This is a genomic window from Rhizobium sophoriradicis, from assembly GCF_003939025.1.
Lineage (GTDB): Bacteria > Pseudomonadota > Alphaproteobacteria > Rhizobiales > Rhizobiaceae > Rhizobium > Rhizobium sophoriradicis.
Map to the genome: position 1 here is coordinate 48170 of NZ_RQIH01000023.1, position 21017 is coordinate 69186.

Sequence of the window (21017 nt, forward strand, 5' to 3'; positions counted from 1 at the left end):
CTTGAAAACGCTTCAACCAAATCGTCGGGGGCATTTGCCCCGATCATGAGGTGAGAACCTCGTTCCGTCGCGGCATCAGCCTTTGAACGACGATGGCCTCAATGCCGTCGGGCCTTCCGACCATGTGCCACAGCAGTAGCGCGCCAACCCAGAAAATGCCCGCTGCCACCCCGCCGCAAAGCGCGACGCAGACGACAAGAGTGACGCCGACAGGCATGGCGACGAGCATCGGCCCCACCCAGAGCAGGAAGGCGATCATCGGCAGGCTCGCGGCCAGCGGACGGATAAAGGAATTCAGTTGCGTGGCAAAACTTGCGCCGATCAGCCGCCGTGTGATGACAAGCGATGCGCCATAGGCGACGAGGACTGCCACGATCCGCGCGCCGAGTGCCCCCGCCACCTGAAAATAGCCGATGCCCAGAATGGTGACCGGTACCCTGACGGCGAACTCGACAAACATCCTGAGAGCGACATAACGGGTATTGTTCATGACCATCGCCAATGGCGGCATCATGTTTGTCGGAAGACCAAGCAGGCTGACAAGGCACAGCCACTGCAGAATTGGCGCGGCCGATGCCCATTTCTCGCCGACGAGGATGCGCACGGTCGGCTCGGCGAGAAGGGCAAGTGCAATGAGAATGGGTGCTGCGACGAAGGTGATCGCATTCGTCGCCTTCAGATAGGCGGCGATCAGGTTGCGGCGATCTTCGACCGTGGAGAAGGCCGCCATCAGCGGGCGCAGCAACGGTCCGACGAAGGTTTGATACGGAATACCGGCGATATTGTCGGCGACGCTGAAGGCGCCGAACGTCGACAGGCCGGTAAAACGCGGCAGAAGCAGCCGGTCCAGTTGCCAGTTGATCGAACTCAACACCTGCGACACCGTATTCCAGCTGATCATGTCCTGAAAATGCTTCCATTCGGAAAGGCTGAACGTCGGTCGCATCGGCGCAAGAACATAGGAGGTGATCATCGCCGCGGTCGGGCCGGCGACCGCTCCGATCGCCAGCCCCCAATAGCTGCCTGTTGCCACAGCTACCCCCACTCCGAACAGCAACGTCGATCCCTTGGCGATGAGGTCGAGCGCGAACTCACGTTTGAAATCGAACCGCTGCATGAAAAGAACCATGCGCGGGCTGACCACGCTGCGCATCGCAGGCGCGATCGCGAGAACGGCGACAAGGGCGAAAAGCCGAGGATCGTTGTAGACCAGCGCCATTGGCCAGGAGATGATCATCATCAGCAGGCTGATGGCCAGCCCTCTCAGCAGGCTGAGGGTGAAGGCCGTGGCGAACATCTCGTCCGAAGGCGACGATTGACGCATCAGCGCCTGGGTCAACGGCAGGTCCAGGATTGCCTCGACGATAACCAGGACCGACGTCGCGATGGCGACCAGGCCGAAATCCGCAGGACTCAGCAGCCTTGCCAGGACAAGGAGGCTGACGAAATCGAGCATCCGCGCGAGGAATTTTCCACTGATCGTCCAGATGCTCGCGGTCGCCGTCCTCTGAGATACGCTTGACATGATCGGTTTATCTATTTCTCGTCGAGGGGTTGAGACGGCGGTCGGGGCTGCAAGGCGGGCTGCTGCGTTCTTTCCCCCTCAACCCGGCCGTCTTCTGAAGACGCCGGCTGCTCCGTCTCTGTGGCTGGACAGTTGTTGCTCAATGAGACCGGACAGGCGATCGCGGAATACGGCCGAGGAGAATTTCAGCGAATGCGCGCGGATTGCATGCGGATCGATATCGTCCTCGACCTCTTCGAATGCTGCCATCGTTTCCAAAAGGGCTTCCGTCGTCTGCTCAGCGAAGCGAAAGCCGACCTGCGGCGCGGATACGGTTTCCCGGGCGCCGCCCGCATCGAAGGCCAAAACCGGCCGCCCTGATGCCATCGCTTCAACCGGCAGGATGCCGAAATCCTCCGTGCCCGGAAACAACAAGGCCCTGCATCGCGACAGGTGATCGCGCAGCACGTTGAAAGGCTGATGGCCGAGAAACTGAACGGTCGGCCCGGCGATCGACTTCAGGTAAGGGAGTTGTTCGCCCTCGCCGATCACCACCAGTTTCCGGCCGGCCTCGGTGCAGGCGCGCACGGCGATATCCGGCCGCTTGTAGGTGGTTAGCTGTCCCGCATAGAGGTAGAATTCGCCTTTCCCCTTGCCCACGGCAAAATCGTCGGTCGCAACCGGCGGATGGATAACGACGGCGTCCCGATCGTAGAACCGTCGGATGCGGCTTGCGACATATTCGGAGTTGGCGACGAACACATCGACGCGTGAGGACGTCGTCACGTCCCAGGCGCGCAGCACGGGCGCGGTAATTGACATCAGGGCACGTCCCACCCAGGGCAGGCCATGGCGATAGACATGGAACTGATCCCAGATGTAGCGCATCGGCGAATGGCAGTAGCAGACATGGAGGGCGTCGGCGCGTGTGATGATGCCTTTGGCGGGGCCGGATTCGCTCGACAGCACAAGGTCGTAATCCTGCAGATCGAACTGCTCAAGCGCAAAGGGCATCAGCGGCAGCATCTTGGTGTAGTGTCGCTGAGCGCCGGGGATCTTCTGCAGGAAGGACGTGCGAATGTTGCGCGTCTTCAGAAAATCGCTGATGCGATCCCGGTTGCAGACGAGGGTGAAGATGTCGGCCTGCGGGAACATCCGGCACAGCTCTTCCAGAACCTTCTCGCCGCCGCGCATCGAAACGAGCCAGTAATGTACGATGGCGACACGAAGTTGCCCGCTCTCTTTTGAGGTTCCGGCCTCGGTGACGCGTCTTTTCGCCATAACAGGCGCATCGGTCAAAAACAGCCTCGCGTCGGGAAGGGAGGTCGCCGCTTTAAGGGTCAACTGAATACTCCTTGTATCGCCACACCGTCTGCCGGCTCGGAAACCGCATTCGTCGAAATCAGGCTGTAATATTCGGCAAGAAGCGCATCGCGCCATTCCTCGTGTGTCGTGGCGAGATCCGGCGACAGCCGGAAGGCCAGCTCGCTCATGGCGCGGACCTCTTGCGCGGGCATTTGACTGAACCGCGTCAAAGTATCGGCAAAGGCACTTTCATCGGCGGTGTCGCAGGCAAGTGCCATGCCGGCTCTTTCCATTTCTTCGGCGAGAAAGGCGCTCCGCGACATGATGACGGGCAGACCGCTTCTTGCCGCTTCGATAGCGACGAGACCGAACGGCTCGGGATAGCGCGAGGGCATCAACAGCGCACGCGCCTTGCGGATGATCGGCCCTATCTCCGCATGCGACTGCCAGCCGACTGCCCTGACATGATCTCCCGACGCTGCGACCCGCGGCATCAGCGGCCCGTCGCCGATCACGCAGAGCCTGACACCGGCTCGGCGCGTGGCGGCGACGGCGTCCTCAACGCCTTTCTCCTCGTCCAGCCGTCCGATGAACACGAACTCGTCGTTGGCTTCCGCTTCGATGCGGTTGATGGAGAGTGGAGCGACGGGATTGCGGATCGTCGTCAGCCGTTCTGGCCGATAGCCGGCGCCGACCAGAAAACTCGCCATCTTCTCATGCAGCAGGATGATCCGGCCGAATTCAGCCTGACCCTTCAGCAGCCGAAGGATATTCGAGCCGCGGGCAACCCGCCACAATTTGTGCGAATAACTTCTCTTGTCGCAAGCCGTCGCAATGCAGCCTCCGCCAAGCGGGCGTCGTAGGCAGATTTCCTGCGACTGATAGTCGAAGAAGGCGCCATTGGGGCAGGCCGTGAAGAAATCATGAGCGTGAACCACGCACCGTCCGGCGACCGGCGCCAGTGCCTTGAAAATCGCGGGAGACAGGATCTGGTGCCAGCCATGCACATGGTAGACGGTGTTGACGGTATCTTTTTCGGCAATCCAGTTCGCCGCCATGCGGACGGCAGCGCCGTTGTGAATGCCGGTGACGAATGCCTTCGCACGCTCGGCGCTGAGCAGGTCGCGGCTGTTCAGCCCGAACATCGAGATCCCGAGCGCGACAAGCTCCGCATTGGCCGCATCATCCCCGCTGATATAGGTCACCGGGATGTCGAGCCCGCGAAAAAGCTTGGCAGACAGTACCGCCAGGGCTGTCGCACCGCCTTTGGCCACCGAATAGTCGTCAATCACGACCACGCGATCGATCTTTGCCGTGCGTGGGCCGGGAAGGCGGCCAATGCTTGCGGTGGATCGAAGGCCCTCGGAAAGCGACGGGCGCATTACTTCACCAAAACCGCGCCGTTGGCACAGGCTTCAAGCGCCTTGCGGTTGAGAATGCGGATCTTGCCCTGCCCCCCGTCGATGATCTTGCCTTCCCGCAGGCGCCGAAGGGATTGATTGACCTTCTCGCGCGACGCCGGCAGCGTCGCGGCCAGGTCATTTTGGGAGATGATCAGTTCGTCCCCGCTGTTTACAACGTCTTTTCCATAAACAGCCGAAAGCCTCAGCAGTGTGCTGGCTAGCCTCGACTGCAGGCTCGACGCCGCATTCGAAATGATCCGGAGTTCAAGCTCCGAAATACGCGCCAGCGCCCTGGAAAAAACCTTTTCGCGGAAGGAGGCATCACTGGCGTATTTGTCGCGCAACAGGCGACCTTCGAAGAAATGCAGCTCGCAGTTGGAGCCGGCTCGGTATTCGAGGCTTACCGTCTGCCTGCGCAGAACCTCGAGCTCGCCGATCAGGCCTGATTTCGGAATGATCTCGACAATGAATTCCCTGCCGTCGGGCAGCATCGTACTTGCGTTAACCACCCCGGAATGCACGCGCGCGAACATATCGATAAGGACGCCGGCCCCGGCAATGACCTCGCCGCGCCGGAAACGCCGGACGCTCGACCGGCAGGAAAGAAATTCATCGTCAAGCACGATGCGGCTGCCGAGATGACTGCCGCCGCTGGCCGATATCGTCGGCTTACCGATGCCGGCCCTGCGATCTGATGCGTGTGTCACCCCGTCCATGCGCATAACTCCAATACTCGAATAACGACAAAAATGCTGCACCGCACCATTTATATTACCTTAATATCCAAGTCAAATTACATCTCCAATAATCAACGTACATATTGAGATTACAATTAGTCGAAAAAACAAAAATACATCAATATATCGCGTTAAGAACCTCGAGAAGATCAAATAAAGCGCATCTGATTGAAATTTACGCTCATCGACAAGTCTTGATGATTAAAAAATACCATTAATCCGAATGACGATATCACAAATATAGATGTATCTACGCGCCATAACCACGATTTGGTAGTTTATATCCTGATTTAGAATCAAAATAGTTTGCCAGACGCCACGATCGGGTCTCTCTTCTGCGGTTTCCTAGCATAAAGTATTTATTAAGGATTATGACTTTGGTAACAGACAACAAGAGTGCGGCGCAGCAAATTTCGAACGGTTGTTAATCGGAAAGTTTTTGGAGACCCCCAATGGCATGGGATGCACATAGTTTCGAGGCATGGTCGCGTGTCGAACGGTCTGCGAAAGACGGCGACCTCTATGCGTCCCGGCCTCGTACAGCGGGCAGATCGGTCAAGCGCGCACTCGACCTTCAGTTGGCGATCACCGCCCTGGTCCTGCTTTCCCCGCTTCTGCTGCTCGTCGCAATGATCGTGAAATTCTCCGACCGCGGCCCAGTCTTCTATTCCCATACGCGCATCGGCTTCGGCGGAGCGCCGTTCGGATGCCTCAAGTTTCGCACGATGAAGACCGATGCGAGCGCGCAGCTGTCCGAATTGCTGCAAAACAGCGCGGCTGCGCGCAGCGAATGGGAAGCGACGCGCAAGCTGAAGGATGATCCGAGGATCACCGCCGTCGGCGACATTCTGCGACGGTCGAGCCTCGACGAGCTCCCCCAGTTGTTCAATGTGCTGCGTGGCGAAATGAGCCTGGTCGGACCGCGGCCGATCACCGCCGAAGAATTGCCGCGCTACGGCGAGCACATCTGGGCCTACATGGCCGTCCGTCCTGGACTGACCGGTCACTGGCAGACCAGCGGGCGCAACGATGTCAGCTATGAACACCGGGTTTCCCTCGACGTTCACTACCTCAATAACTGGTCGCTCGGCCGGGACTTGATCATCATCGCCAAGACGATCCCAGCTCTGTTTTCGCAGCGTGGCTCGTACTGAGTATCGAAGGAGAAAGCTGCCGAACATGTCCGTCGGAAGACACGCCCCCTTCGTCCCCTCCAGGCTGCCAGTATCTCGTAACTCCGTAATCTCGCCAGTTTGGATTAGGACGACATGACCTCAAGCACAATCTTCAGCGGTGTTTCCCCGATATCCCTGCCTGCCGCCGCAGCCGCTGGCGGGAACTCGCCGCTGACCCTGCGGGACATGCTGTTTTTTCTTAAAATGCGCTGGCTATGGATCCTGGCCACGACCTTTGCCTTCCTTGTTATCGCCGGCAGCTACCTTCTCACCGCCGCGCCGACTTATGTTGCCAGCACGCAACTTGTCATCTTCCCCCAGGTGAACAGCTCCGAAGCTCAAAGAGCCTTCGCGGAAGATGCATTCATCGAAGGGCAGCTGGAGATTGCCAGATCAAGCGATGTCGTCGACGGAACGGTAAGAGCGCTCGACCTTGATAGCGATCCCGACTTTGTCGATTGGAAACCTTCGCTTCTGGACAAGTCGAAGGACTGGCTTCTGAGAATTTCTGCTCAAATGGATACGGGGCAGGAAGCGGCAGGCATGAGAGCGAGTGATACCCCATCCAGACCGCGGACGGAGCAGGAACAGCTCCACGACCTGGCAATCGCCACCCTACAGAACATGATGGCCTTACGCCGGATCGGGAATTCCACGATCATCGAGATATCAGCTGCAGCGTCGACCCCTCAGAAGGCCGTCGCCATCGCTGATACGCTCGCCAGGCAATATATCCAGAAGAATATCGCAATGAAGGCCGATTCCTCCCGCCAATACAGCGACTGGCTGGAGAAATTCGTGAGGGAGCAACAGCGTGGGCTCGCCGATGCCTCCAGCGCCCTGAACACATTCAACAGCAACCCGCGCGACCAGTTCAAGCTTGCGGAGCTGCAGAGCGCGACCGATGCCCGCCGCGCCCTTTATGAAAGCACGCTGACCCAGCTTACCGAAGCCAAGCAGCGCATAACCTACCCCGTATCCGACGCCACGATCGTCTCACGGGCCACGCTACCTCTTTCAAAGGCGAGGCCGCGCAGCACGCTCATCTTTGCCTTTGCCGGGGCGGTCGGCCTTGGCGTCGGCCTGGCGCTCGCCATGGTAAGGCACGCCAGCGACCGCCGGATCGTCCGTCCTCAGCAGATCGCGGATGCCGGCGGAGTGCCCATCGTCACCGTGCTGGCAAGATCGAAGCAGAACCGGAATGGGCACTCAGCCGGCGTCCTCGCCGCCGACGCGGGCAGCATGAATACGGCCGCCTATCCAGTTATTCCCGGCATGGCGGAATTGAGCGCAACCGTCGTCGGCCTTCGGCGCAAACGCCGCGTCGTCATCGGAATCGTCGCCGTCGATACGGGCAGCGGGACATCGACCATTGCATGCCAACTGGCGGTGCTGTCGTCGAAGTCAGGGGCGCAGACGCTGCTCATCGATGCGGCAGCGCAGAATTCCTCGCTCAGCAAATTGATCGCGCCTCATAGTTCCAAAGGTCTCGTCGATGTTCTCGACAATGGCGAACTGATCCAGACGGCGGCGTTGCCCCTCACCCCGACCCTGAAATTCCTTCCACTCGGGAAGGTAGAAGCCGTGACGCCGGCCGTTCGTCTAAGTTCCCGCCGCACGCAGTTGAGCTTCGCCGACCTGAAAAAGGAATTCGACGCCATATTCGTCGATATTTCCGCCTTCTCGACTTCCCCCGACGCCAATGCGATCGCGCCGGAGCTGGATGGCGTCCTCGTCGTCACCTCGCATGGGCGTACTTCGATCGACGATACCGTGCGCGTTATCGAGACCATGCGCAATGTCGGCGCCGAGATCCTCGGCGCGGTCATCAACCATGCACCGAAGAGAATAGAGTCATGATCTCCCCTTCGACAGGAACAGCAGGACAGGGCCGTCCATTGCGAATTGCCTTGGGGATCGCCTCGGCGGGTCGCCCTTCGATATTGCGGGAGACCATCGATTATCTCACCGGCCTGCCGGACCAGGCGGAACGGCTCATCGTCTGCGTGCCCGTCATCGAGGATGCGGCCGGGCTTGCCGACCGCCGCGACGTGGACGTCATCGTCGGCAGCCGCGGCCTGACCGCCCAGCGCAATAGGATCATCCAGGCCGCCGCGGCTGATACGGACGTTCTGATCTTCCTCGATGACGACTTCATTCCCGCCGCGACTTTCCTATCGCGCATGGCGGCCGTCTTTGCAACAAAGCCGGACGTGGCAATCGCCACCGGCGAGGTGCTGGCCGACGGCGTGCTCGACGGGGGCCTCAGCATGGCGAAGGCCTTGGAGGTTCTCTATACGGCAGGCGAAGGCGCCGAGCACGTGGCGGATGTCTATAACGCCTATGGATGCAACATGGCGGTTCGCCTTGCGCCCGTCGTCGAGCACGCCCTGACCTTCGACGAGCAGTTGCCGCTTTACGGCTGGCTCGAAGATGTCGATTTCAGCAGGTCCGTCGCCCGCCACGGCCGGTCCGTCTATGTCGAAGGCGCCCGCGGCGTGCATCTCGGCGTCAGATCCGGACGCCAGCCCGGCCGAAGGCTCGGCTATTCGCAGGTCGCCAATCCTGTCTACCTGATCCGCAAGGGCACGATGTCGAAAGGCCGTGCAATCGCGCAGATCGGCCGCAATATCCTGGCTAATATGTCGGGCATCCTGTTGAAGGACCGGCTGATCGATCGGTGGGGACGTTTGAACGGCAATTTGCTGGCGCTGACCGATCTTGTCGTCGGTCGTGCCTCTCCGTCCCGCATTCTCGAATTCGGCACTTCCTCGCCGCACGAAATGCCTTCACCGTCGATCGCAACGGAGCGGAGATAGACCAATGCAGCTAGCATCCCTGTTCCATCGACTCGTTTCCGCGACACTCGCCTTGCTGCCATTCGCCTGCCTGACCGGCTGGAGCGTCGCCCATGCGCAAACATTCACTCTCGTGCCGGAAGACAAGGTCAGGCTGCGCGTCGTCGAATGGCGGTCGTCGGATTCCCGCTATGCCAGCTGGGAGGCCCTCGATGGCGTCTATACCATCGACGATGCCGGCAACCTGTCGATCCCGATCGCTGGCCACCTGCAGGCGAATGGAAAGACGACCGAGCAGCTTGCCGATGCCATTGCCAGCGCGCTGGCCGAAAAATCCGCACTTCCGGGCAAGCCGTATATCGCCCTGGAGATTGCCGAGCACGCACCGATTTTCGTGACCGGAACCGTGCAAACCCCCGGCCGCTATCCGTTTGAACCCAACATGACGGTGATGAAGGCCGTCAGCATCGCCGGCGGCTTCCTCAGAGAACGCGAGGACAACACCTATTTCGAGCGCGACCGGATCCAGGCTGCCGGCGCCTACCGGACGGCCGTTATCAACCGGCGCGATCTCCTGATGCGACAGGCGCGGCTGCGCGCCGAGATCGCCGGCCAACAGAGTTTCGAGATCCCCGACGAACTGGTGGGAACGCCCGACGTCGACAAGTTGAAGGCACAGGAATTGAACCTAATGCGGTTGCGGCGCGTCGATATCGACAGCCGGATCGAAGCGGCGAATGACCTGACCCGCCTCTATGGCCAACAGGTCGAATCGCTCACGGCCAAGATCAGTTCGCAAAAACGGCAGATCGACCTTGCCCAGAAGGAACTGGACAATGTCAACAGCCTGGTGAGCAAAGGCCTCGTCAGCAATTCCCGCCAGGTCTCTGTCGACCGCTGGGTGGCGGATGCGCAAGGCACCTTGATCGATCTCGAAGTCGCCCTGACCACGGCTCGCCAAGGCCTCAGCGAAGCCGACCGTTCCAAGATCAACATCGTCAACAGGCAGAACAGCGAAAACCAAGACCTGCTGAACCAGGTCAATCTCGCGATCGGCAGGGCGGCGATCGATATCCAGGTAGCCCAGCTCCTCGGCGAACAGGCCGGCTACGACGCTCAGCTCGCCCAGATCAACACGGACGCGCCGGGGCTCGGCCGGGCAAAAAAGAACTACAGGATCGTGCGTCGCAATGATGACGGAACCTCCCACGACATCGTGGCGGACGAGCAAACCGCATTGCTACCGCATGACCTCGTCGAGGTCGGTCTGGACACGGCCCCTCAAGCGCCATCCTCATCGCCGCAGACAGCACCGCAGAAACAGAGCTTGACGGTCCCGTCATCCGATGTGGCCCGAGACAATCGCTCCGCTCCCGGCTGGATATCCCAGACCGGATCGAATTAGGAGGCGATTGTGATCATCGACGACAGCCGGCGGGCTTTCGCCTCGCACATCCTGCCGAAAGCTGGATGCGACTTTTCGGCAAATGCCAGGCCTCGGCCGCTCATTCTTCTGCTTGGGATCTGAAGCATGTCGATAGATCCGATCGGTTTCGTGGTTCTGCTGCTTGGCGCGCTCAGCATGCTGAACGGCGCGCGTTTTGCCGTCACCGCCCTTTGCCTTTCGACGCTGCTCGGTGCCGCAGCGGCTCTGCAGTTGCCGGCGCTCGGCGGCAGCAGCATCCAGCCGAGCCATCTTCTGGTGCTCTTTCTGGTCATGACGGTCTTGCTGCGCCCGGTTCAGATGCAAGCGACGCTCGCCAGCATCGCCTATCCCGGCCCCGGCTTCTGGTTTGCCTGCTACATCCTGTTCTCCGTGGTGTCGTCCTTCTTCCTGCCCCGTATTTTTGCCGGCGCGACCCTCGTTTACTCCTCCGCCAGAGACCCCTCGGGGATGATGTCGACGGTAGCGGCTCCACTGGCTCCGGGTTCATCCAATATCAGCCAGTCCGTCTATCTTCTCGGCGACCTCGCCTGCTTCGCCGTCGTCGCCGGACTTGCCCGGTTGGGATATGGCCGGTTCATCGCGCGGCAGCTGATCGTCGCATCGATAGCGTGTTTTGCCTTCGCGCTGATCGACCTCGCAACGTTCCAGATCGGCCAGGCCCAGCTGCTCGATATCATCAGGAATGCGAATTATACGATGCACACGGCCGAGACTATCCACGGTTTCAAGCGCATCGTCGGCCCCTTTCCCGAAGCAAGTGCTTATGGCGCCGTTGCATTGGCCTATTTCGCCTTCACACTCATGTTATGGCTGGAGCGCGTCCAAAGCCGCATGACTGGGTTGGCAACTCTTCTGATCGGCCCGACCATCGTGCTCTGCACCTCGACAACCGCCTATGTCGCGGGCGTCTTTCTTGTCTGCATGTTCGTGTTGTTCTGCCTGAAACGACTGATCGGCGGTTCCGCCACGACCCCGCACGTGACTTTCCTTGCGATCACGCTGTTTTTCATCCCCTGCGCCATCACCGCGCTCAGCCTTGTCCCCGATGCGTGGAATTCCATCGCCGGTCTCCTGACCACCACCGTATCGGACAAACTGCAATCGCAGTCCGGCGAAGAGCGCACCGCCTGGAACACCCTGGCATTGATCGCATTTGTCGATACCGCCACTTTCGGCGCCGGACTGGGCACGGTTCGAGCTTCCAGCTTCATCGCGGCGTTGCTGTCCAATGTCGGATTGACCGGCACCGCGCTGTTCGCCGTCTTCGTGTACAGTCTGATGAGGGCAGCCGGCCGGCACAAATCCGGCGACCGGCAAACCCACGCGATCGGAACCGCCGCCGTAATGGCATCCATCGCACAGATCGGCTCCGCAGCGATATCAGGAAGCGGCACGGATCTCGGCTTACTGTTCAGCACTTCGGCGGGGCTGGCCGCGGGCTGCCTGGCCGAAGCTTATGTGCCGCGGCATCGGGCGCCCTCATCGCCTGCGAACCGGCGTCCTATAGAGGCATCGGCATCTCCTTTGAGAGCGCCGATGTTTTTAACGCCATGACGCCCGCTCGGGACTTTCGCGATTGCGCCGAATGGCGGCCTGGCGCAGCCGGACACGGGCGAACACAGGTTCGGGGCCGCTCGGCGACGCCGCACCCTCCAGGGATTCCCGGTGAAATCAGGCTGCCGTTCGCAAGCGATCCCAAACCACGATCCAGGGAGGGATATGCCGCTGCTTCCGTCCCAATATCAGCTCTGCTGACGCTCGCTGGCGGCAGAGACACTGTCGGGGGAATTGCTCTGCCGCAGTCTGGCATTGCGCCGCAGGACACCCGACAGGAAGACGCCCGACAGATAGCCAATCTCCATCAGCACGAGGATCGCGATACCGGATCCGATCGCCGCTACACTGGAGGACTCATCCACGAAGGCCACGCCGCCGAAGCCGATTGCCACAAGCAATGCGAAGATTGCGAAAGCCCAAGCGCGGATGCAAGCACCGGCAGCTATCGAAATCACGGCGGCGATGAGCGCGGTAATCAGCATTCAAATACCTTTTCTCGCTGCGGCCCGACATGCGCCCCGGCCCCCATTGTCGTGCCGGGGGAGAAGATATCCAAACGCAGCGTCGTCGCAGGCAGGGCATTCTTCATGGTGAATATCTCAACAATGAAACACACGAAAACCGCCAGCAGCCGGACGCCGACCAGCCAACGACCGAGGCTGTGTCGCGGCAATATATACCGGACCGGGCTTTCATACGACAGCCCCTTCCGCTCAATCAACAACTGTTCCCTCGACTTGGAGGGCGACAGCGATTCTGTGCTGTTAAAAACGATCGGAAAGGTGAAGACATGAACAATCAGTGCGTCGTCTACGTCACGGATGTCGAATATTCATTTCCGACAATTCTCTCAGCGCTGCAGGCTCGCAAATTCGCGAGCCCCGCGACCGATGTCTGTGTCCTCATGTCGGAACATCTCGATAATTTCGACGAACTCAAAGCCCTACTGGCTACGAGCGGGGTCGACTTGATCGATGCGACCGAAGCGCTGCAGGACTCGCTCGGCAAGCTCGATGGATCGCACTTCCAGGGACGTATCAGCGTCAGCACCATGGCCAAGCTGGTCCTGTGCGAGATCCTGCCTGCCAACTATACCCAGATCATCTACCTCGATGGCGACACGCAGATAGTCAGCGATCTCGGCGGGCTCGAAAATGCGGTTGTGCCCGAGGGCAGGTTTTTTGCGGCGCGCGATTACACGGCGATCCATGACTTCCTCGACACCGGAAAGAACAGCCACTATTTCAACGCGGGGGTCTTGAAATTCCACCGCAAAGGCTGGATCGGGCAGGAGGCGCTTGAGCTTTTTGCTAGAAATCCCGAGGCCTGCGAGGGCAAACATGATCAGGGCGCATTGAATTATGTCTGCGGGTCATCGCTCATCCTCGTATCGAACCGCTGGAACTTTCCTAAACAGTTCCTTCATCTGGTCAACATGTCCGCCCTGTCGATCGTCCATTATATGGCGCATCCGAAGCCTTGGCATGGCACCTTCTTTCCCTGGACCGATCGGGAAAGCCAAGTCTATGTCGACTTGCGCAAAGCACATCCGATTTATAACTCGCTGTATCGCGGGATAAGCTTCGATCGTAAGGCCCTGTATAAGTACCGGTCGATGCGGGCGCGCATCAAACACGCAATCGAGGCGAACGGACCCAATCCGCGGGTCCAGAGCCTGCTGGTTGGCGATTACGCCGTGTGATGCATTGAGGTCCGCCTGGGGGTGAATAGCCGCGGGACTGATCTCGGCATCGCGGTCGACCCTTGGGTTGCAGGCGGACGCGCAACTATTCATCTATTCATTGCAGGATGGATAATGGTCAGGACAGAATATGAGTTATAGGGCTTCCGCCACCAGTATCTCGCATTACGCAAAAGCCCGCCTGCGCCGCTCGCTCAAGGCTCGGCAGGTTCGCTACGACCTGCTGCGCAACGGGCTCAAGCAGGCGCGTCACGTCGTCATTTGCGTCATGCGCGACGAAGGGCACCGGCTGGCATTTTTCCTCCAGTATTATCGCGATCTCGGCTTCGAGCACTTCATCTGCATCGACAACGGCTCGACAGACGGCACAGCCGAATTGCTGTCCGGCTTCGACGATGTCTCCCTTCTTTCTGCTCACGGATCCTACAAGGCGGCGAGATTTGGAAACGACTGGATCAACGAAGTCATCAACCGGCACTGCCAGCAGAAATGGGTCCTCTATGTCGACGCCGATGAGTTCCTGGTTTATCCGCATTGCGACACACGACCGATCGATCAACTGACCGCCTATATCGATTCCACCGGCGGTCATTCGCTGCGCTCGGTGATGATCGACATGTACAGCCGGCATCCCGTTCTCGAAAACATATGCGAACCCGGCCGCAATCCGCTCGAGGTCTGCAATCTCTTCGACCGGTCCGGCTATGTCGCGCATTTCGACGAACGCAACTGGACGATATGGATCAAGGGCGGCGTCCGCGGCCGGGTCTATTTCCATGACCGGCTCTGGGATGGTCCCGCGCTCAACAAGATCCCTCTCGTCTATATCGAAGGTGAACGTCTTTTTCTCAAATCATCGCACCAGGTCTGGCCGCTCTCCCTGAATTTGGGCGACATGCGCGGAGCGCTCGGCGTATCCGGCGCCCTTCTGCATTTCAAATTCCTGTCGACCTTCGTTCACAAGGTTGCCGATGCCGCGCACCGCTCCCAGCACACGGAGGAATATGCGGTATATTCCTCGAGCAAGGACAAGGATGATTTCGTCTACGACGATACGGGCACCTACCGCAGCTGGAAGGATCTCTCCGATCACGGGCTTATTCAGGGTGAAGGATGGAAATACTGGAAGAATGCCTCCGAAAGCGACGTCTAACCACTATTATCGGGAAGCCGCTTCAACCGCCGTCAAACACAAGCCCCGCCGAGGCGGGTTTTGTCGAGGCTTTCGCTGCCGCATTCGTCGAGGCGCCCTCAAGCAATGGACGCCACACCATCGGCGTAGGCTTCCAGCGCCTTCCGATTGAGAATACGGACTTTGCCCTGCATGCCGTCGACCACTTTGCTTTCGCGCAAACGCCGCAGGCATTGATTGACCTTTTCGCGCGACGCCGGCAGCGTCGCCGCCAGGTCATGTTGGGAGATGATCAGCTCATCGCCGCTATGTTGTGCATCCACTTTGTACACGGCAGAAAGGCGCAGCAGCGTCCGGGCCAATCTCTGCCTCAGGTTCGATCCAGCGTTGCAAATGATCCGCAGTTCGAGTTCGGAAACACGCGCCAGCGCCTTCGACAGGAGCTTCACCTGAAATTGCGGATCGTTCGCACACAAATCCCGCAGCAAACGACCATCGAAGTAATGCAGTTCGCAGTCCGATGAGGCGCGATATTCCAGGCTGAGGGATTGCTTGCGCAACACCTTCAATTCGCCGATCAAGCCGCCTTTTGGGATCATCTCCACGATGAACTCCTGTCCATCGGCAAGCGGCGTGCTTGCGCTCACCATTCCGCGCTGGACGCAGGCGAACATGTCGATGGCGTCCCCGGCGCAGCCAATCACCTCACCCCGTCGAAACTATCGAACACTCGAACGGCAAAACGGGAACTCGTGATCCAGATCACCACGGCCGCCGTATATGATATCTGCAGGCCCTGAAGTAACCGCTTCGCCTATTCGCGCCGCGCATGCACCAGTCTCGCTATCTCTTATAGTCAAATTATAATAATATAAAGTATTCATCTTGATTTATATACAACTAGTGACTAATGCTCACATAAATATACAATATAATTCAAATTTAATTCTAACTCATCGATTATTTTAAGACCGGATTTTTATACGATTTATGACAATCACTGAACGAAAGATTGGATCTATAGAATAATATCGTCCACTTTCATTAATTAATAATATTTCGTTTATATATCCAAAAAGCAAACAGTATCGTAAAGCTTTAAAGGAAGAACTTTGGGAAATAAAGAATTTATTCACCATTATGACCTCGGTCACAGACGTCAAACTTGTATTGAATCAAGCTTCGGATGGTATTTCTGGGATTCGCCCAACGGAGACGCGGATGGCGGGAAAAAATCAGGGCATCAACCCAGCTGACCTTTGGCGGCGTAGCACCGGGGTGCGGAAGGAAGGGCGTCCCTTCAATTCGTCAAAATCCCATACAATCAGCAGAATTTTGAAGCGCGCGTTAGACTTTGTCATTGCGGCATCTCTTTTATTTCTTCTGTCGCCGCTCCTTCTGTCGGGAGCAGTCATTATAATGCTCAGCGATCGGGGTGCCGTTTTCAAATCCCATCGGCTTATCGGCTATAGGGGAAAAGAGTTCGGTTGCCTCAAGTTTCGGACGACACGATCAGACGCAACGCCCAGCCTGCATGCGGCTATCGTCGGTGACATCCTGACGCGATCGAGCCTCTACAAGCTTCCGCAACTGATCAACGTGCTGCTTGGGCAGATGAGCCTCGTCGGGCCTCGCGCCATTGCCAAAGAGGAACTGCCCCATTACGGCGAACACGCCTATGCCTACGTCGCAGTCCGTCCTGGCCTGACCGGTCATTGGCAGATCAGCGAACACGTCAGTTATCAGAATAGAGTTTTCCTCGACGTCGAGTATCTGCGCAATTGGACACTCACGTTGGATTTCATGATAATGGCAAAGACTATGGCGGCCCTGCTTTCCAGGCACGCTTTACTGCCCAAGACGGACCTGTAGGGTCGTTCGGTTTTCCCTCATACTCGTAGCATTATCCGTGGGGGCGCTTGCCGGTCATAGGATCGCGCTCGGCAACAGAGTTCCTTTTCCGGCGCTTTCGCATATGCTCCCACAACGAGTAGGCGAATAGACCCGCCAGATAGCTCACTTCCATCAAGACAAGCGCTTGGAGGCAGTAGGCGATCGCATCCGAGAAGGAGGAACCTTTCAGCAGGATCACAGCACCCAAGGCAACGACCAGCAGAAATGCAAAGGTTGCAAAGGCCCAGGCGCGAATGGTCGCTCCAGCAGCGATGGAGATGGCAACCACGACAAGCGCGCTCTTCAGCATTAACCCGCTCCTCTCTTCACATCTCCTTTAAACCGCCGGCTGCCTCAATGACATGGCAAAAGCTCAAAGTCGAAGCGAAGTTCGATTAAAGTATTTTATCTATTATTGTTAAAATATTCCTAAAACACGCTCAGTAAGCCGACCGAACCAAGCGCAGAATATTCGGCTATTCATCCGACAGGGACGCTCTATCGTCCGAAACCAAGAGATGTTTGCGGCATGCAGCAAGATTAATGCACGTCATCATGTGCAGTAAGCCTCCTCCTTACCACGACAGAGTGATGAGCCTCCCCCGACAATCGACCACGGTTCAACGAAACAGGGCTCGCCGGTGAATGGCGAGCCCTGCTGATGTCCTGCATCGATAAGGCTATTTCGAGACTGCGGCGGCCAATTGCCGTTTTGCGCCGCGCTGGAGGCTGAAATTTTCAAGCCAAGTAACTTGTTTCCTCAATTTCAACGCCGGCTTTTCGATGAATCTCCACGAGAAGGCGGCAAAGCAGGTCGCAAGGATGCTACAGACAATGCCGTTCAACCACCAGTTATGCGCCCAAGATCCGAGCGCTACGAACGCCTGTTGAATGGGATAGCCGTAGAGAAAAACGCCATAGGAATAGTCGGCCCCACTGAGAATGCCAAGCTTGCGGGGCGAGGTCAGGCCGAGGAAGACCGTGACATATCCGATTGCCGGAATGGCAATGAAATCTCCAAAGGAAGTGAACCAATAGGCCCATAATATGATTGTGGCCGAAGCAAGGAAAATTCTCACATCCCAGAGAACCTTGTCCTTGTAGAGATAGAAGGTCACCCCCATGAGAAACGCGCAGATGAGCAGATTGCCCGACGCGGTCGTGGGCATGGTTGCCCAATCGCTCTCATGTTTCCAATACCTTGCGATACCGAAGCTGATGATCAAAGCCGGCGTTGCGATAAGGGCGATCACCCGCCGCCTGACCACGCCGAGCAGAAACAGGGCGGCGATCGCGGCATAGCACTCAAGCTCGAAGGGCACCGTCCAGAGCTGCCCATTGACCATTGCGGCGTCGGGATTATCCAGGAATACACCGGGGAGATTGAAGTGGATGTGGCCTGTGACATTCAGCAGATAAGTAAAGAACTGAGGATCGGTGAAATAGTCACTTAGGTCATACTCTGTATAGATCGCTCCGAGTATAAAGGCTGCCAGCAATACCTCCACCGCAAGGGCAGGGTAGATCCGGATAAATCGGTTGCCGAGAAAGGAGATCAATGTCTTCGACCGTTCAAGACTGCCAGCCACTAGGAATCCGCTCAAGACGAAGAACATCGGCAGCACTGATTTGATGACAGGACGGAAAGGCGACTCCCAGAGAAACAGGTCATCGCCGTATGTGACGCGGGCCGTATGTATCCAAAGTACTGAAAAAGCTAACAGTAATCGCATATAATCGAATCCTGTCGGTCGCCCTTTCGCTAGATCAAGCTTTTCGCCGAGAAACATCTGTGGCCCTTTCAGAAGTATTGACTCGATTTGGATTGGCAAGCTGTCGCCGCAGCGCAGCGGCGGCATGATTGCCGGGTCGGGACCGCGTGTCAGTGACCAGAGCTACATTAGGAAAAATTGAAGGAGAGAGCGCCCCTCTCCCGAAGACGAGGCAACTGACCACAACCCAATCGCCCTGCACTTTCCGCGGCGCCATGCGACGGTTGGAGTTGGACCAGGCGATCGGGCAGCGAATTCAAATGAGGAAACCATGAAATTTCTGGCCAGGCTGTTTTTGATTGTTCTCGCCTTTATCGGATTGGGCCTGATAGGAGGCGGCGCCCTGCTGCTCAGCCTCGGTGGCTCGCCCTATTACGCGATCGGCGGGGTTGCCTATCTGGCTGCCGCGCTTCTGCTGTGGCGCCGGCAGATGTCTGGCGCCCTCATTGTCCTGCTTGTCGCAGCTCTCACCCTTCCCTGGGCACTATGGGAGTCGGGTTTCAATTTTTGGGCGCTCTTTGCGCGTTTGATGTCCCCCATCGCACTGGCGGGCTTTGCACTTCTCTTTGCGCCGTCGCTGTCGCCAACCGCCAACCGGAAGCTCTTTTACGGCGGCACTTTGCTTGCGGCGATCCTGCTCGCGGCGGGGTTCAGCCTTGCTTTCACGCCGCATGGGCTGATCCGCCCTTCCGCCGATATCCCCGCCTATAAGACTGCCAAGGGCAACAACTCCCCCTCCGACTGGACATCCTATGGCCGCAGCACGGCCGGGGATCGCTACTCCCCATTCGATCAGATCAACCGCGGCAATGTTGCCAAGCTCGATCTTGCCTGGACATATCGCACCGGGAAAAGCGATGGCGCCGACCAGAACACGCCGCTGCAGATCGGCGACACGATCTACACCTGCACGCCGACGGACGTGATCGCAGCGCTTGACGCAGATACGGGCAAACCGCGCTGGACCTTCGATCCGAAGGCGGCGGCGCCGTACTGGCAGCGCTGCCGCGGCCTCGGTTACTACAAGATGCCATCGGAGGCCCAATCAGCCGACGGTCTTTGCAATGAGCGTCTGGTGCAGACGACGATCGATGCCCGCCTCCTGGAGATCGACAGCAAGACCGGCGCGTTCTGCAAGGGCTTCGGAGACAATGGCACCGTGCGGCTTTCCCAGGGCATGGGTGAAGTCAAGTCAGGTTACTATTTCCAGACATCGGCCCCGCTGATTGCCCGTAATCTGATCGTCGTCGGAGGCTGGGTCATCGACAATCAGGAGGTTGGAGAACCCTCGGGCGTCATCCGCGCCTTCAATGTCGTCACCGGCGAACTCGAATGGGCATGGGATCTCGGCAATCCCGAGATCACCAAACTCCCGCCGGAGGGCCAGACCTATACGCGGGCCACGCCGAACATGTGGACGACTGCGGCATTCGACGACAAGCTCGGCCTCATCTATGCACCGCTCGGCAATACCACCCCGGATTATTACGGCGTCAATCGCCCGGCTTTCGCCGATCAATACAATGCCACTTTGGTGGCGCTCGATGTCACGACGGGACGGGAGAGATGGAAGTTCCAGACCGTGCATCACGATATCTGGGACTATGACCTGCCGGCCCAGCCGGTTCTGCTCGACCTGCCCGATGGCAATGGCGCCACCGTGCCGGCTCTCCTACAGACCACCAAACGCGGGCAGCTTTTCCTGCTCAACCGTCAGAGCGGTGTACCCCTTGCCGAGGTTCAGGAGAGACCAGTGCCGCAGGAAGGCGGCGCACCGGAAGAGAAGCTGTCTCCGACGCAGCCCTATTCCGTCGGCATGCCGACGATCGGTGCGGAACGGGTGACGGAGCAGACGGCTTGGGGACTGACGATGTTCGATCAGTTAGCATGCCGCATCGCCTTTCGAAAAATGCGCTACGACGGCGATTTCACCCCGATCGGCCCGCAATATGCGATCCAGCAGCCGGGAAATCTTGGCGGCCTCAATTGGGGGAGCGTGTCGGTCGACCTGCCCAACAACCGGGTCTTCCTGAACGATATCCGCGTGCCCAGCCTCTTCGCACTCATTCCCCGCGGGGAGTATGTCGATTTTGCCCTAACCACGACCGCTCACGGCCCCTCCGCCCCGCAGCGCGGCACGCCTTACGGCATGGCCACCGAAATGTGGACCTCGAGACTCCGCGTTCCCTGCACGCAGCCGCCCTTCGGCACCGTCACAGCCGTGGATCTGAACACACGCAAGATCGCATGGCAGGTCCCGGCCGGGACCGCCGAACAGCTCGGGCCGTTTAAGATCAAAACCAATCTGCCGATGCCAATGGGCCTGCCGAGTTATGCCGGCACGTCGGCGACCGCCGGCGGCGTCGTCTTCTTTGCCGGCTTCCAGGATTATTACATCCGCGCCTACGACGCCGAGAACGGCGATGAGCTCTGGAAATATCCCCTACCGGTCGGCTCGAGCGCCACGCCCATGACCTACGTCTCGCCGAAAACCGGCAAGCAATATGTGGTGATCTCGGTTGGCGGAGCGCCATATTCCAAGGACAACGGCGATTACGTGTTCGCCTTTTCTCTAAAAGACGAAGATTAGCG

16 protein-coding genes and 1 pseudogene are annotated in these 21017 nt (G+C 58.5%); 9 read left to right on the forward strand and 8 right to left on the reverse strand.

Going from position 1 to position 21017, the window contains the following annotated elements:
* Positions 1–43: 43 nt before the first annotated feature.
* From EFR00_RS29460 to EFR00_RS29475, 4 genes are all read right to left on the reverse strand, one after another.
* Positions 44–1525 carry a lipopolysaccharide biosynthesis protein gene (locus EFR00_RS29460; RefSeq protein WP_077994884.1) on the reverse strand — a complete coding sequence of 494 codons (1482 nt, stop codon included), beginning with the start codon at positions 1523–1525 and terminating at the stop codon, positions 44–46.
* Between the two features lie 78 nt (positions 1526–1603).
* A complete protein-coding gene (locus tag EFR00_RS29465; protein WP_077994885.1) occupies positions 1604–2848 on the reverse strand; it encodes a glycosyltransferase family 4 protein in 1245 nt (414 codons plus the stop codon).
* The gene (locus tag EFR00_RS29470; RefSeq protein ID WP_077994886.1) at positions 2845–4191 is read right to left on the reverse strand and encodes a glycosyltransferase family 4 protein; all 1347 of its coding nucleotides are present in this window, start codon (positions 4189–4191) and stop codon (positions 2845–2847) included. Before EFR00_RS29470 ends, EFR00_RS29465 begins: the two co-directional genes overlap by 4 nt.
* Positions 4191–4934 (reverse strand): Crp/Fnr family transcriptional regulator, encoded by a 744-nt coding sequence (locus EFR00_RS29475; protein ID WP_406550258.1) that lies wholly within the window; start codon positions 4932–4934, stop codon positions 4191–4193. The genes EFR00_RS29470 and EFR00_RS29475 overlap by 1 nt, the downstream gene beginning before the upstream one ends.
* A 467-nt stretch (positions 4935–5401) precedes the next feature.
* Between EFR00_RS29475 and EFR00_RS29480 the strand changes: the two genes are divergently transcribed.
* From EFR00_RS29480 to EFR00_RS29500, 5 genes are all read left to right on the forward strand, one after another.
* On the forward strand, positions 5402–6103 hold the full coding sequence (locus EFR00_RS29480) for a sugar transferase (protein WP_009995030.1): 702 nt from the start codon (positions 5402–5404) through the stop codon (positions 6101–6103).
* Positions 6104–6217: 114 nt separating this feature from the next.
* Entirely contained in the window at positions 6218–7984 is a 1767-nt protein-coding gene (locus EFR00_RS29485; RefSeq protein ID WP_077994887.1) for a GumC family protein, read from the forward strand.
* Positions 7981–8943, forward strand: a complete 963-nt coding sequence (locus tag EFR00_RS29490; protein WP_077994888.1) for a glycosyltransferase family 2 protein — start codon at positions 7981–7983, stop codon at positions 8941–8943. The genes EFR00_RS29485 and EFR00_RS29490 overlap by 4 nt, the downstream gene beginning before the upstream one ends.
* 4 nt (positions 8944–8947) lie before the next feature.
* The gene (locus EFR00_RS29495) at positions 8948–10327 is read left to right on the forward strand and encodes a polysaccharide biosynthesis/export family protein (RefSeq protein ID WP_077994889.1); all 1380 of its coding nucleotides are present in this window, start codon (positions 8948–8950) and stop codon (positions 10325–10327) included.
* Positions 10328–10453: 126 nt separating this feature from the next.
* Positions 10454–11923 carry a hypothetical protein gene (locus EFR00_RS29500; protein WP_077994890.1) on the forward strand — a complete coding sequence of 490 codons (1470 nt, stop codon included), beginning with the start codon at positions 10454–10456 and terminating at the stop codon, positions 11921–11923.
* 188 nt (positions 11924–12111) lie between these two features.
* On the opposite strand, the gene EFR00_RS29505 is transcribed toward EFR00_RS29500, so the two are convergent.
* Complete coding sequence (locus EFR00_RS29505) at positions 12112–12408, reverse strand: hypothetical protein (RefSeq protein WP_077994891.1); 297 nt, start codon at positions 12406–12408, stop codon at positions 12112–12114.
* Positions 12409–12716: 308 nt separating this feature from the next.
* On the opposite strand from EFR00_RS29505, the gene EFR00_RS29515 reads away from it, so the two are divergent.
* Positions 12717–13628: a glycosyltransferase family 8 protein gene (locus EFR00_RS29515; RefSeq protein WP_077994893.1), complete on the forward strand. Its 912-nt coding sequence runs from the start codon at positions 12717–12719 to the stop codon at positions 13626–13628.
* 130 nt (positions 13629–13758) lie between these two features.
* Complete coding sequence (locus EFR00_RS29520; RefSeq protein ID WP_077994894.1) at positions 13759–14781, forward strand: glycosyltransferase family 2 protein; 1023 nt, start codon at positions 13759–13761, stop codon at positions 14779–14781.
* A 98-nt stretch (positions 14782–14879) separates the two neighbouring features.
* Here EFR00_RS29520 and EFR00_RS29525 read toward each other — a convergent pair.
* Positions 14880–15644 (reverse strand): annotated as a pseudogene (locus tag EFR00_RS29525) (Crp/Fnr family transcriptional regulator).
* A gap of 337 nt (positions 15645–15981) precedes the next feature.
* Here EFR00_RS29525 and EFR00_RS29530 point away from each other — a divergent pair.
* Positions 15982–16632: a sugar transferase gene (locus tag EFR00_RS29530; protein WP_009996208.1), complete on the forward strand. Its 651-nt coding sequence runs from the start codon at positions 15982–15984 to the stop codon at positions 16630–16632.
* 31 nt (positions 16633–16663) lie between these two features.
* Here EFR00_RS29530 and EFR00_RS29535 read toward each other — a convergent pair whose 3' ends face one another.
* Complete coding sequence (locus tag EFR00_RS29535; RefSeq protein ID WP_009996210.1) at positions 16664–16963, reverse strand: hypothetical protein; 300 nt, start codon at positions 16961–16963, stop codon at positions 16664–16666.
* A 370-nt stretch (positions 16964–17333) separates the two neighbouring features.
* A complete protein-coding gene (locus EFR00_RS29540) occupies positions 17334–18443 on the reverse strand; it encodes an acyltransferase family protein (protein WP_077994907.1) in 1110 nt (369 codons plus the stop codon).
* Positions 18444–18696: 253 nt separating this feature from the next.
* On the opposite strand from EFR00_RS29540, the gene EFR00_RS29545 reads away from it, so the two are divergent.
* Complete coding sequence (locus EFR00_RS29545) at positions 18697–21015, forward strand: membrane-bound PQQ-dependent dehydrogenase, glucose/quinate/shikimate family (protein WP_077994895.1); 2319 nt, start codon at positions 18697–18699, stop codon at positions 21013–21015.
* The last annotated feature ends 2 nt before the right edge of the window (positions 21016–21017 follow it).

Bases quoted from the DNA above. Each gene is read 5' to 3' on its own strand.
- EFR00_RS29460 (WP_077994884.1), bottom strand. From the start codon at position 1,525: ATGTCAAGCGTATCTCAGAGGACGGCGACCGCGAGCATCTGGACGATC.
- EFR00_RS29470 (WP_077994886.1), bottom strand. From the start codon at position 4,191: ATGCGCCCGTCGCTTTCCGAGGGCCTTCGATCCACCGCAAGCATTGGC.
- EFR00_RS29475 (WP_406550258.1), bottom strand. From the start codon at position 4,934: ATGCGCATGGACGGGGTGACACACGCATCAGATCGCAGGGCCGGCATC.
- EFR00_RS29480 (WP_009995030.1), top strand. From the start codon at position 5,402: ATGGCATGGGATGCACATAGTTTCGAGGCATGGTCGCGTGTCGAACGG.
- EFR00_RS29485 (WP_077994887.1), top strand. From the start codon at position 6,218: ATGACCTCAAGCACAATCTTCAGCGGTGTTTCCCCGATATCCCTGCCT.
- EFR00_RS29490 (WP_077994888.1), top strand. From the start codon at position 7,981: ATGATCTCCCCTTCGACAGGAACAGCAGGACAGGGCCGTCCATTGCGA.
- EFR00_RS29495 (WP_077994889.1), top strand. From the start codon at position 8,948: ATGCAGCTAGCATCCCTGTTCCATCGACTCGTTTCCGCGACACTCGCC.
- EFR00_RS29500 (WP_077994890.1), top strand. From the start codon at position 10,454: ATGTCGATAGATCCGATCGGTTTCGTGGTTCTGCTGCTTGGCGCGCTC.
- EFR00_RS29505 (WP_077994891.1), bottom strand. From the start codon at position 12,408: ATGCTGATTACCGCGCTCATCGCCGCCGTGATTTCGATAGCTGCCGGT.
- EFR00_RS29515 (WP_077994893.1), top strand. From the start codon at position 12,717: ATGAACAATCAGTGCGTCGTCTACGTCACGGATGTCGAATATTCATTT.
- EFR00_RS29520 (WP_077994894.1), top strand. From the start codon at position 13,759: ATGAGTTATAGGGCTTCCGCCACCAGTATCTCGCATTACGCAAAAGCC.
- EFR00_RS29530 (WP_009996208.1), top strand. From the start codon at position 15,982: ATGGCGGGAAAAAATCAGGGCATCAACCCAGCTGACCTTTGGCGGCGT.
- EFR00_RS29535 (WP_009996210.1), bottom strand. From the start codon at position 16,963: ATGCTGAAGAGCGCGCTTGTCGTGGTTGCCATCTCCATCGCTGCTGGA.
- EFR00_RS29540 (WP_077994907.1), bottom strand. From the start codon at position 18,443: ATGTTTCTCGGCGAAAAGCTTGATCTAGCGAAAGGGCGACCGACAGGA.
- EFR00_RS29545 (WP_077994895.1), top strand. From the start codon at position 18,697: ATGAAATTTCTGGCCAGGCTGTTTTTGATTGTTCTCGCCTTTATCGGA.